Source organism: Rheinheimera tangshanensis, from assembly GCF_014645135.1.
Classification (GTDB): Bacteria; Pseudomonadota; Gammaproteobacteria; order Enterobacterales; family Alteromonadaceae; genus Pararheinheimera; species Pararheinheimera tangshanensis.
Genome location: NZ_BMLH01000007.1, coordinates 171641 through 182887, shown reverse-complemented (window position 1 = coordinate 182887; position 11247 = coordinate 171641). Strand labels below are relative to the sequence as shown.

12 protein-coding genes are annotated in these 11247 nt (G+C 47.1%); 10 read left to right on the top strand and 2 right to left on the bottom strand.

The window, feature by feature from the left end:
• The first annotated feature begins 79 nt into the window (after positions 1-79).
• The 7 genes from IEW88_RS13880 to IEW88_RS13850 all read left to right on the top strand — a co-directional run bounded on the left by IEW88_RS13880 (position 80) and on the right by IEW88_RS13850 (position 6698).
• Complete coding sequence (locus tag IEW88_RS13880; protein WP_147904640.1) at positions 80-862, top strand: putative hydro-lyase; 783 nt, start codon at positions 80-82, stop codon at positions 860-862.
• Complete coding sequence (locus tag IEW88_RS13875) at positions 862-1605, top strand: 5-oxoprolinase subunit PxpA (protein ID WP_147904641.1); 744 nt, start codon at positions 862-864, stop codon at positions 1603-1605. The genes IEW88_RS13880 and IEW88_RS13875 overlap by 1 nt, the downstream gene beginning before the upstream one ends.
• The gene (locus tag IEW88_RS13870) at positions 1602-2303 is read left to right on the top strand and encodes a 5-oxoprolinase subunit B family protein (protein ID WP_147904642.1); all 702 of its coding nucleotides are present in this window, start codon (positions 1602-1604) and stop codon (positions 2301-2303) included. The genes IEW88_RS13875 and IEW88_RS13870 overlap by 4 nt, the downstream gene beginning before the upstream one ends.
• Positions 2303-3241, top strand: a complete 939-nt coding sequence (locus IEW88_RS13865; protein WP_147904643.1) for a 5-oxoprolinase subunit C family protein — start codon at positions 2303-2305, stop codon at positions 3239-3241. The genes IEW88_RS13870 and IEW88_RS13865 overlap by 1 nt, the downstream gene beginning before the upstream one ends.
• A 5-nt stretch (positions 3242-3246) precedes the next feature.
• Complete coding sequence (locus IEW88_RS13860; protein WP_147904644.1) at positions 3247-4092, top strand: glutamate cyclase domain-containing protein; 846 nt, start codon at positions 3247-3249, stop codon at positions 4090-4092.
• 21 nt (positions 4093-4113) lie between these two features.
• On the top strand, positions 4114-4971 hold the full coding sequence (locus IEW88_RS13855; RefSeq protein WP_147904645.1) for a D-amino acid aminotransferase: 858 nt from the start codon (positions 4114-4116) through the stop codon (positions 4969-4971).
• Positions 4972-5072: 101 nt separating this feature from the next.
• Entirely contained in the window at positions 5073-6698 is a 1626-nt protein-coding gene (locus IEW88_RS13850) for a methyl-accepting chemotaxis protein (RefSeq protein ID WP_147904646.1), read from the top strand.
• A 63-nt stretch (positions 6699-6761) separates the two neighbouring features.
• Here the strand turns inward: IEW88_RS13850 and IEW88_RS13845 are convergent, their stop codons facing one another.
• Complete coding sequence (locus IEW88_RS13845; RefSeq protein WP_147904647.1) at positions 6762-7280, bottom strand: acyloxyacyl hydrolase; 519 nt, start codon at positions 7278-7280, stop codon at positions 6762-6764.
• A 347-nt stretch (positions 7281-7627) separates the two neighbouring features.
• Between IEW88_RS13845 and IEW88_RS13840 the strand changes: the two genes are divergently transcribed.
• The 3 genes from IEW88_RS13840 (at position 7628) to IEW88_RS13830 (ending at position 10047) form a co-directional block, all read left to right on the top strand.
• Positions 7628-8107 carry a MarR family winged helix-turn-helix transcriptional regulator gene (locus tag IEW88_RS13840; protein WP_147904648.1) on the top strand — a complete coding sequence of 160 codons (480 nt, stop codon included), beginning with the start codon at positions 7628-7630 and terminating at the stop codon, positions 8105-8107.
• A gap of 375 nt (positions 8108-8482) precedes the next feature.
• Positions 8483-8902, top strand: a complete 420-nt coding sequence (locus tag IEW88_RS13835) for an organic hydroperoxide resistance protein (protein WP_147904649.1) — start codon at positions 8483-8485, stop codon at positions 8900-8902.
• A gap of 119 nt (positions 8903-9021) precedes the next feature.
• Positions 9022-10047, top strand: coding sequence for an alpha/beta hydrolase (locus IEW88_RS13830; protein WP_147904650.1), 1026 nt, complete (start codon positions 9022-9024; stop codon positions 10045-10047).
• 48 nt (positions 10048-10095) lie between these two features.
• Here the strand turns inward: IEW88_RS13830 and mltA are convergent, their stop codons facing one another.
• On the bottom strand, positions 10096-11208 hold the full coding sequence (gene mltA / locus IEW88_RS13825; protein ID WP_147904651.1) for a murein transglycosylase A: 1113 nt from the start codon (positions 11206-11208) through the stop codon (positions 10096-10098).
• Positions 11209-11247: the final 39 nt, after the last annotated feature.

Here is an 11247-nt window from a genome sequence, read left to right as displayed (position 1 = left end):
TGCTTTTGTCACAGAGGGTTGGGAAAGATCACTAAATCCGCTAGTATGGATTTATTCCATCCTTTTGCTTTAGATGACGATGAATAGCCTTAGCCCTTATCAGTTACGTCAACAGATCCGAACAGGCCTGTTCAGTGGCCAGACCAGCGGTTTAGCGTCCGGTTATGTGCAGTGCAATATGGCGATTTTGTCACAGAGCTGGGCGGCGGAGTTTTTGTTGTTTTGCCAGCGCAATCCTAAAGCCTGCCCTTTAGTGGCGGTATCTGAACCCGGTCAATTTTTACTGCCTGAATTGGGAAAGGACATTGACCTTCGGACTGATTTACCTGGCTATCGTATTTTCCGCCATGGCAAGCTGACAGACGAAGTGCAGAATATTAGCGCTTTATGGCGCCAAGACTTAGTTAGTTTTCTGATTGGTTGCTCGTTTTCCTTTGAGGACGCGTTAATTGCTGCAGGGCTGGAGATCCGCCATATTAGCGAAGGCAAAAATGTCCCTATGTACAATACCAATCTGCCATGTGTCCCCGCCGGGCGCTTTTCCGGCACTATGGTGGTCAGTATGAGACCGATGAAGCCTGCTGATGCGATACGTGCTATTCAGATTTGTAGCCGTTTTCCTGCAGTGCACGGCGCTCCGGTGCATTTTGGCGCTCCGGAAGCTATTGGTATTTTTGATCTCCGATCACCGGATTATGGCGATGCCGTAAGCATTCAGCAGGACGAAGTGCCGGTATTTTGGGCCTGCGGTGTTACACCGCAAGCTGTGATCACCCAGGCAAAACCTGAATTTTGTATCACCCACAGTCCGGGCCATATGCTGGTGACGGATCTGCTGAACACTTCTTTGGCGAGTTTTTAATGCACACTTTGCTCAAATTAAATTGTGACTTAGGCGAAAGTTTTGGTGCCTGGCACATGGGACTGGATTCAGAGGTCATGCCTTTGATTGACCAGGCCAATATTGCCTGTGGTTTTCATGCCGGTGATCCGACAGTACTGGTTCGTACCTTAACTTTAGCAAAACAGCATCAGGTCGAAATAGGCGCTCACCCCAGTTATGACGATAGACAAGGCTTTGGTCGTCGCTCCGTTAAAATGCAAGCAGAGGAGCTGAAGCATTTACTGTGGTATCAGATTGCCGCTGTGGATGGGGTAGCCAAAAGTCTTGGGCTGGAACTGAGTTACGTCAAGCCTCATGGTGCTTTGTATAACGATATGATGGCAAATCCTGCCTTGCTTGCAACTGTGATGCAGGCGGTCGCTGGCTATCATAAACCCTTAAAGCTGATGCTGTTGGCGAGTGTTTCGGCAGCAGAGCACAAGAAACTGGCCAAAGGCTATCAGCTGGAATTATTGTTTGAAGCTTTCGCCGACCGGCGCTACAAAACAGATGGCTCTTTAACACCTCGCAGTCAGACAGGTAGTGTGCTGGATCAGCAGGCCGCGCTGGAGCAAGTACAGCTGTTACTGCAAACTGGCGCTGTTGTCAGTGATACGGGGGATAAAGTCGCTCTTGTTGCTGATACTCTATGTGTGCATGGCGATAATCCAGAGGCCGTTGTATTAGTCAAATCCATTCGTCAGTTGCTGAGGGGCAGATGATCCAACTGGAGCTGGCGGGTGAAAACGCGCTGATTTTGTATTTACCAGCAGAAATATCAGAAAAAAACCTGCGTCAGTTGCAGCAGGTGCAACAGCAAGTCCGTTTGTTATTGCATGAACAGCTGCAGGAATTATTGCCCTCTTATGCATCTTTACTCATTGTATTAAAACCTGAACATCGGGGGCTGTTGGTCATTAAAACCTTGCTAGAGCAGCGGCTTAAGGTGCACGACAGCAGTTGTGAACAATCAGGTCAGCTAGTCGTGTTGCCAGTGTATTATCATCCGGCCTGGGATTTGGCTGCGGTAGCAGAGCGGGCAGGTTTGAGCACAACACAAGTGATTGATGTACATCAGTCAGTGGAATACAGAGTCTATGCCATAGGTTTTGCGCCCGGTTTTGCTTATTTGGGTGAGCTGGATGAACGTCTTGCGACACCGCGTTTAGTGAGTCCCCGTCCTAAAGTTCCCAAAGGCGCTGTGGGGATAGCGGACAGGCAAACTGCGGTTTATCCGGCTGAATCACCGGGTGGCTGGAATATTCTGGGGTTATGTCCAACGGCCTTATTCAAACCAGAGTATGCCGGAACCGCCGAAGCATTGATGCCGTTTGCGGTAGGCGACAGAGTACGTTTTCAATCAATAAGCCGAAGTGAATTTTTGGCTTTAGGTGGCCAATTGCCGCAGGAATTGTGCTGATGTCTGCTTTTGTGGTGGTAAATCCTGGCGTGCTTGCGACCTTGCAGGATCAGGGGCGTTTTGGTTATGCCCATTTAGGTTTAACTCAGGGCGGACCAGCAGATGCGGTCAGCTACCGTAGTGCCGATCTGTTGCTGCAAAACCCACATCCAAGTTGCCAGATCGAAATCTCAGTCGGTGGTTTGACCGCAGTGGCTTTGGCTGACACAGTGTTTTGTGTGACCGGCGCTCAAATGCCACTGAAAGTGAACGGCCAATCTAAGGCCTTGTGGCAAAGTCATCGAATTAAAAAAGACGATGTGATTGAGTTAGGTTTTGCCAAATCCGGGCTGAGGTGTTATCTGGCGGTAGCGGGAGGTTTTCAGCTACCAAAACACTTTGGCAGCAACAGCACTGTCCTGCGGGAAAAAGTCGGAGGTATTGCCGGGGCTGCATTACAACAAGGTCAGTTTTTACCTGTACGCCCGGCCTACAGATCTTTACTTTGGTCCTTGCCGGAAAAATTTTGGCCGGACTTCTCAGCTTCGCTCGAACTGGGTTTAGTGCCAGGGTATCAACAGCACTGGTTTGACAATTCACAGTGGCAGCAGCTATGCAATACTGAGTATCAGGTGTCTGGCTTGTATGACCGCATGGGCTATCGATTACAGGGCGAACCGCTATTGTGCCAGCCTAAATCTTTGTTATCTGAGGGCATTTGTTATGGCGCTGTGCAACTACCACCGGATGGCTTGCCTATAGTGCTGCTAAATGACCGGCAAACTCTGGGAGGCTACCCCAAGCCTGGCGTGATACTCGCCCGGGATGCCGCCGCTTTGGCTCAGCGCCGACAGGGTCAGAGGATTAGTTTTTATACAGTGGAACCGAAAAAGCTCCTGTCTTATCAGCATGAACAACAAAACTATTGGGCTCAGTTGGCTATGGAATTACGGAGTTAAGGTCAATGGATTTACTCAGGCTCAGTGCTGACATAGAGCAGATGATGGTCAGACAAAACCTGCGTGGCATGGCCACTTTATCGGCGCATTTACCAACAGGTAGTTATTTGCGGGTAGCTCAACTCATCGTCGGTTGCAAAGGCTTAGTACTGATAGGTACTGGCTTTCCGGTCGCCGATAGCTTTGAAACTGACGGCCCTGTTGGTGCTCTGGTGTTATACAAGGTACTGGAAAAACTGGGGGCCACACCCTTACTCTGTTGTGGAGAACCGTTATTTTCGGCGTTAAAAGACGGTTATTCCTGCTTACAATTACCGGTAAACAGTGCAGATGCTGCATCTTTTGCTCAGCAGTTTTTGCAGCAACACCATCCTGAACTAATTATTTCCATAGAAAGACCAGGTTTGGCCGCCGATGGTCGCTATTACAATATGAGAGGACAGGATATCTCGGCACGTTGCGCCAATTTTGATGTATTTTTTCAACAGGCCTGTTGTCCAGCTATAGCAATAGGTGATGGTGGCAATGAAATAGGGATGGGGAAGCTTTATCAGGCGGTATCGCAGCTGGCTATCACACCGTCAGTCACTGGCAGTGATGAATTATTACTGGCCGACGTATCTAACTGGGCTGCTTATGGGGTACTGGCACTAGTGTCAAAACTAAAAGATGCAGAGACGGGTTGTGGCTGGCTGCTCGACTGTCAGCCTAAAGAACTCTTAGCGTATTTAGTTGAGCGCGGTGCTGTTGACGGCGTGACAGGCCTTGCCTGTCAGACTGAGGATAGTTTGCCGCCTGCCCATGCAGAGTTACTAATTGCTGACTTACAGCGTCTTTGTTTTCCAGAATAAAAAACAGACAGGATAAAACAGATGAGTGTGGTGTATTTAAACGGACAATTTATGCAGGCGGCTGAGGCAAAAATTTCTCCTATGGACAGAGGTTTTTTATTTGGGGATGGCATCTATGAGGTGATCCCGTCTTATGGTGGGCGTTGCGTGGGGTTTGCTGCTCATATCCAGCGCTTACAAACAGGTCTGGCAGCTTTAGATATTCAGTGTGCGATGACAGTGCAGGATTGGCAGCAGCTGGTGCAGCAGTTAATCCAGTCCAATGGTGAGGGCAATCTTGGCATCTACCTGCACGTAAGTCGTGGAACTGATACAAAGAGAGCTCATGCCTATCCAAAAGCTATTGCTGCTACTATTTTTGCGTATGCCTTTGAGATAAGCGCAGAACCTCTGGCGGATACAGAGACTGCACCTTGTTACAAAGTGATCACAGCTGAGGATTTACGCTGGCAGCGTTGTCATATCAAGTCTACCGCTTTACTGGGCAATGTGATGCATCACCAGCAGGCAGCTGCTTTGGGGTTGAACGAGTGTATTTTATTCGATGAGCATGGATTTTTAACCGAAGGCAGCTCAACCAATGTATTTATTGTAAAGGATACGGTAGTCATCACGCCGCCTCTAAGTCACAAGATACTACCCGGCATTACGCGTCAGCTGTTACTGAGTATTTTACGTCAGCATAGCAAGCTGACCGTAGAAGAACGGCCTGTCAGTAAACATGAGCTGCTGATTGCTGATGAAGTCTGGTTAACCAGCTCCAGTAAGGAAGTGGCAGCAGTGGTCGAGGTGGATGGTCTGCGGATTGGAAATCAAAGGCCTGGGCCTGTCTGGCAGTTAGCTCAGTCTTTGTTTTCTCAGTATAAATATGAATATTAGTGCGTAATTAACTGAAAAAAATTGAGTTTTTTTTATATTGTCGCCTAGACTTTTATGGAAATAACGCTCGTCTCTAAAAATCAATCACAGGAAAGACACAGATGTTTTTAAGGAATTATAAAATTGGCGCCCGCTTATTGGCTGGGTTCGCAGTATTGGGTTTGTTGGTGGTATTACAAGGCAGCATGGCACTGATGAATATGGCGCAAATGCGAACTGTCTCCGATGAGATTGAGGGTAACACTATTCCAACGCTGGATACTCTGGCCGCATTAAATTTGGATATGATGCGGGTACGAATTTTTACTTTTCGTTTGATGTTAGCAGAGACGGAGCAGCAAAAAACGGATTATCAGGCGGCTTTGGCCAAAGTCAGGGCTGATGTAGCTGTTCATCAACAGAAGTACGGAACACTAATTTCTATCGAAGGGGAACGCGAAGTTTATCAGCAGTTTGTTGCTGCACAAGAAAGTTATTTTGCAAGCCAGGCTCGCTTATTACAGGCGCTTGATTCGGGTAATAAAACGGAAGCAACCCGGATCAGTCATGAAGAGTTAACAGGCCATTCAGATAAAATGACTAAAGCTCTGATGCAATTGGCGCAGATCAACAGAGAGCATTCCACACAACAGACAGCACTTTCCACTGAAAACTATGAGACCAGTAAAATTTTTGTGATTCTCGCTATCCTCGTCGGTATTAGCGTCAGTATTTTTATTGCGCTGTGGATGACTCGTAGTATTACCGCTCCTATGAATGAGGCGGTTACTGTGGCAGAAACTGTGGCCTCAGGCGATTTAACGCAGAAAATCGCAGTCAGTGGTGCAGATGAAGCTAGTCGTTTGATGGCCGCACTACAAAAAATGCAGCAAAATTTGCGGGATGCGATGAGCCATATTTCTAATTCCTCGGATCAGTTGGCTTCCGCTGCTGAGGAGTTAAATTCAGTCACCGAAGACTCGTCCCGTGGTTTACAGCAGCAAAATGACGAAATTCAGCAAGCCGCAACGGCTATTACCGAGATGAGTTCTGCCGTCGATGAGGTGGCACAAACTGCAGTACAAACCTCTGAGCAGTCGACAGAATCCGCCAAAATGGCGGTACAGGGCCAACAGCAAGTCGATGAAACCGTCAAAGCCATCCGCGATATGAATCAGGATGTGGCGTTAACGTCGGATTTGATCCAGGGTCTGGCTGTGCAGTCTCAGGATATCGGCAAGGTGCTGGATGTGATCCGTGCTATTGCCGAACAGACAAACTTACTGGCATTAAACGCTGCTATTGAAGCGGCGCGGGCAGGGGATGCTGGTCGTGGTTTTGCTGTAGTAGCAGACGAAGTACGGGCACTGGCGCATCGTACTCAAACTTCAACCCGTGAAATTGAAGAGATGATCGCGAAAATCCGCAGCGGTACAGGGGATGCGGTCAGTGCAATGAAACATAGCAGCGACAAAGCTGGCCATGCGTTAACCGTAGCGCAGGCTGCAGGTGAGGCTTTGAGTATTATTACCCAACGCATTAATAAAATAAGCGACAGTAATCTGGTGATCGCAAGTGCGGCCGAAGAGCAAGCCAAAGTAGCGCGTGAAATTGACCGCAACATTGTCAATATCAGCGATCTGGCCGCACAAACTGCCGCTGGAGCCAACCAAACCAGCGCCTCCGCTCATGAATTGTCGCGCCTGGCTGTGGATTTGAATGCGTTGGTAACCCGCTTTAAAGTCTGATGTTTCTGAGTGAAAAACAAAGCCGCCTTTTCAGGCGGCTTTTATCTATGTTGGACAACAGATTCAAAATCTATATGCATAAGATAAGGCAATAAAATCAAGACCCGGATTAGGTTTTTGTAGTCCAGCATTGGAGTAATGCATGTAACGCAGTGCCAGTTGAGCTTGACTTTGCACCTGCCAGATCAATCCTATGCGGTCTTCAAATTGATAATGAGAGCCTAAATCTTTGCCAGCAAAACGTTGTTTATTGAGCAAACTAAAACCTATACCAAATTCCCAAAATAAGGCTCTGTCATAGAAGGTACTGAATTGTTTCACCAGCACTGGAGACAAGGCGAGCGCAAGGTTACTTTCATATTCGGGCTCCTCGCCGTAACGCCACAGATTTGCGCTGACTTCCATATATAGGTGGGCATCGCCTACGACAGGTATGTGAGACAGATACCACTCAGAGGGCCTATAGCCCAAACGCAAACCTAAAACTTCACCTTCGCCTTTGACGATATCAATAGCTGCTACTTGTGCCTGAGCTTGCAGGCCCAGCAATAGCATCACTAAAACCAATAAAATTTTTTGCATCAAGACTCCTGCTGTATTCCGTAGTGACGCCTGTGGTTTTTGCAGAAGGGGCCACTTTAGATAACGACCTAAAACTTCATAGCTATTACCTAATCCTCAGCACTTTGATTTTGTAGGTGACTACATGTAAATAGTGATGGACTGGCTAATAAATATGCATTGTGTAACGAACGGTACATAAGTGAGGGTTAAAAAATGGATATCAAGAGTGCTGTGGAAATATTTAGGGAAAAAACGCAGTTTAATAAGCACTGTGGATTAGCCGATAAAAGCAGAGAAGAAGTTGACCTTTGGCTATGGGCTGATTAACCTTGCGGTTTGTTAGCTCCTAGACAGGCAATTTCAGCATGGCCAATTCATCAGACCAAATCCCAACCCCTTTGGATGCTCAAAGCCAAAAAGCTTTGCATCTGGATCAGCAGCTTTGTTTTGCTTTATATTCCACCTCGCTGGCGATGACGAAGGTCTACAAGCCTTTGCTGGATAAATTGGGTCTGACCTATCCGCAGTACTTAATTATGCTGATTTTGTGGCAAAACGATGGTTTGGCGTTAAAAGATGTGGGCGAGCAACTGCAAATAGACTCAGGTGCTTTAACTCCTGTAATTAAGCGGATGGAAGCTATGGGTTTATTGATCCGAAGCCGTAATCCGCAAAATGAACGGACTCTGGAAATTCGTTTAACCAAAGCGGGCTGGGCTATGCGGGTGCAGGCAGCTGAAGTGAATCGTACTGTAGGTGTCAGTTGTGGTATGGCTGAACCAGAGATCCATGCATTACGCCAGGAGTTAGTGCAGTTACGAGCACAGTTAAGCAAGAAACTTTGAATCAGAGTAAAACACTAGTGTTCGCAGAAGGGCCTTGATGGCCCTTTTTTAATGCTGCCTATTTCATTTAATGACCACTTTAAATCATTTAAAAACAATCACATAAGAGCTACCAGTAAAATAATCAGAAAATAAACTTGCGAAATAACAGTTATTGCAATAACATTATCGCAAGTCGGGTCGAACAGCTGGTTTAACGGCAATAAAACGACCGGATACAGCAGCTAGAAAAGAGTTTTTAAGCAGTACAGATTAGGTCCGTAAGGACTGGCAGTAACGATAGTAAAACCGGGTGAATTCACCCATTTTTTTAAAGTAAACAACTATCGCGATAATATATATCGCAAACAAATGAACTTAACAGAGGAATACATCATGCAAGTACTTTACAAAGCAATAGCAACTTCAACTTCAGGTCGTGACGGTCGTTCAGTATCTTCAGACGGCGTATTGGATGTGAAATTAAGTACTCCTAAAGAATTAGGTGGCGCAGGTGGCGCAGCGACTAACCCTGAGCAGTTATTTGCCGCTGGTTACTCAGCTTGTTTCTTAGGTGCCATTAAATATGTCGCTTCACAACAAAAAGTGCTGGTGAGTAACGAATCCAAAATCACGGCTGAGGTGGGTATTGGCCAAATCCCGGGTGGTTTTGGTCTGGATATTGAGCTGCAAATCAGCCTACCAGGTGTAAGTTTGGAAGTAGCGCAGGACTTAGTGACTAAGGCTCATCAGGTTTGTCCTTACTCCAACGCAACCCGCGGCAATATTGATGTGCGTTTAGTGATTGTCAGCTAACAGCACAACATTCAGCTCAATAAACTAAATTTTTTAATTATTAATGTATCGCGATAACAGTTAGATGAGTAATCAACCTGTTATCGCTACCCATAGACCGCTGCGGCGAGGAGATGAATATGAACACATTTCGTAAAATTGTAGGTTTAACAGTCATTGCTTTAGGCATTAACAGTGCTTTCGCCGCTGGTGGTCCTGCTCTTGATGTACAGGTAGAACAACAAACTCAGGGCTTTTTAAATGCACTGGCTCAGAGCGGAGGTACACCTTTAGAGCAACTGTCGCCTAAAGATGCCCGCGCTGTGTTAACAGGTGCTCAGGCCGGTGCCACATTACCAGCTGCTGATGTCAGTGAAAAAACCATTAGGATCGATGGCAAGCCATTAAAACTGGTGGTGGTTCGTCCTGCAGGCAGCAAAGGTGTATTACCAGCCTTTATGTTCTTCCACGGTGGTGGCTGGGTGTTAGGCGATTTCCCAACTCACGAGCGTTTAATCCGTGATTTAGTCAGCCGCTCTGGTGCAGCAGCTGTGTATGTGGATTACACGCCATCACCAGAAGCCAAATACCCAACAGCTATTAATCAGGCTTATGCCGCAACCAAATGGGTGGCAGAGCATGGCAAAGAGCTGAACATCGACAGCTCACGTTTAGCGGTCGCCGGTAACAGTGTCGGTGGCAATATGGCGGCAGTGGTAGCTCTAAAAGCCAAAGAAGCGGGTACTCCAGCACTTAAATTCCAGTTGCTGTTATGGCCTGTGACAGATGCGAACTTTGAAAATACGTCCTACAACCAGCTTGCAGACGGCTACTTCCTGAGCAAAAACATGATGCGGTGGTTTTGGGATAATTACACCACGAATCCTGCAGAGCGTAACGAGATTTATGCCTCACCACTGCGTGCCAGCATAGAGCAGTTAAAAGGTTTACCGCCAGCTCTGGTACAAACCGCCGCTTTAGATGTACTGCGTGACGAGGGGGAAGCTTATGCCAACAAGCTGGATGCGGCAGGTGTGACAGTGACATCAGTGCGCTACAACGGCATGATCCACGACTTTGGTTTACTGAATGTACTCTCTGATGTACCTGGTACACAAGCCGCATTGGACCAAGCCGGTCAGGCGCTGAAAACACATCTGAACTAAGTGAGTTTCTAACTGTAGCTTAAAGGATCAGAGCTTTGGCTCTGATCCTTATTTTGGTAACACCAGCCATATTTTGCCGTAATGGCGCAAGCTGTCGCTGCGCTGCTGAGCTTCATCACCAATGCCCTGATACACATCAATCCGGCCCGGGGTTTTAATAGCCGCGCCTTTATCCTGAGCCAGCATTAATCTGAACTCATGGCCTGTTAATTCACCTTTGCCGTCCAGCACCGGCACCTGCGCCAGTACTACCGAACCTAAAGGAATAAAAGCCGGGTCTACCGCTATAGAGTGTAATGGCGTTAGAGGCACATTGGCGGCACCTACGGGTTTGTCCAAACCCTTGGAGAAAAAAGTATAACTGGGGTTTCGACTCATCAATTCGCGTTGTCTGTGTGGATGTTTAGCCAGCCATTCTTTAATAGCTGAAGCAGAGATGGTATCTGCTGTATATTCACCCATTTCAATCAGTACTTTGCCTAAACTGCGGTACGAATGGCCGTTACCACCACCGTAGCTTAATAAATGCTGCTGACCATATTCATCTTCGACTACGCCTGAGCCTTGTACCTGCATAAAAAAATTATCGACCAGGCTGTTGCTGTAAAACAGTTCCAGTCCTTGACCCGCCAGCGCTTGTTCGAAGTCAATTTGCTCGCGATTAGGATAGTTTGTTAACCCTGCAGGTTTACGATAAATAGGGTATTTGTATTCTGCATTCGCTGTGGTCCGTACTTTAAACACCGGCACGTAGTAACCGGTAAACTGCACATTGCCTTTGCCATCTTCACCTGAGAGTTGGTGCAGTGCAAAAGCTTTACCTCCTTGAGCCGTGGGGTGCTCCGCCCATTGCAGTAAGTCATGGATGCTTTGCTGCAACTGGCTTTTAGTGATGGTTAAACCCGGCAAATTATGCTGCTGTGCTACTGACTTTTTGTTCAGGTACTTCAATTGCTCTTCAAGACCGGATAACAACTCCGGTGTCAGCCACTGAGCTTTTAATGCTGCGCCTTGCTGCAACTGATAGGTGCCACTCAATAGTTTGGCTTTTTTATCCAGCCCATTGTTATCAAACTGATTAGATTGATGAATGCCGGACGTTTGACTGCAGGCAGACAAAACTAAGCTGGCGATACCAAACCACAAAAGGTGTTGTTTCATAACTCACTAAAATTCAGAAAAATAAGATGTGGCGGCACT

Coding starts and splice junctions, on each gene's coding strand:
- IEW88_RS13850 (WP_147904646.1), top strand. CDS start 5,073: ATGTTTTTAAGGAATTATAAAATTGGCGCCCGCTTATTGGCTGGGTTC.
- IEW88_RS13865 (WP_147904643.1), top strand. CDS start 2,303: ATGTCTGCTTTTGTGGTGGTAAATCCTGGCGTGCTTGCGACCTTGCAG.
- IEW88_RS13855 (WP_147904645.1), top strand. CDS start 4,114: ATGAGTGTGGTGTATTTAAACGGACAATTTATGCAGGCGGCTGAGGCA.
- IEW88_RS13830 (WP_147904650.1), top strand. CDS start 9,022: ATGAACACATTTCGTAAAATTGTAGGTTTAACAGTCATTGCTTTAGGC.
- mltA (WP_147904651.1), bottom strand. CDS start 11,208: ATGAAACAACACCTTTTGTGGTTTGGTATCGCCAGCTTAGTTTTGTCT.
- IEW88_RS13880 (WP_147904640.1), top strand. CDS start 80: ATGAATAGCCTTAGCCCTTATCAGTTACGTCAACAGATCCGAACAGGC.
- IEW88_RS13845 (WP_147904647.1), bottom strand. CDS start 7,280: ATGCAAAAAATTTTATTGGTTTTAGTGATGCTATTGCTGGGCCTGCAA.
- IEW88_RS13875 (WP_147904641.1), top strand. CDS start 862: ATGCACACTTTGCTCAAATTAAATTGTGACTTAGGCGAAAGTTTTGGT.
- IEW88_RS13860 (WP_147904644.1), top strand. CDS start 3,247: ATGGATTTACTCAGGCTCAGTGCTGACATAGAGCAGATGATGGTCAGA.
- IEW88_RS13870 (WP_147904642.1), top strand. CDS start 1,602: ATGATCCAACTGGAGCTGGCGGGTGAAAACGCGCTGATTTTGTATTTA.
- IEW88_RS13840 (WP_147904648.1), top strand. CDS start 7,628: ATGGCCAATTCATCAGACCAAATCCCAACCCCTTTGGATGCTCAAAGC.
- IEW88_RS13835 (WP_147904649.1), top strand. CDS start 8,483: ATGCAAGTACTTTACAAAGCAATAGCAACTTCAACTTCAGGTCGTGAC.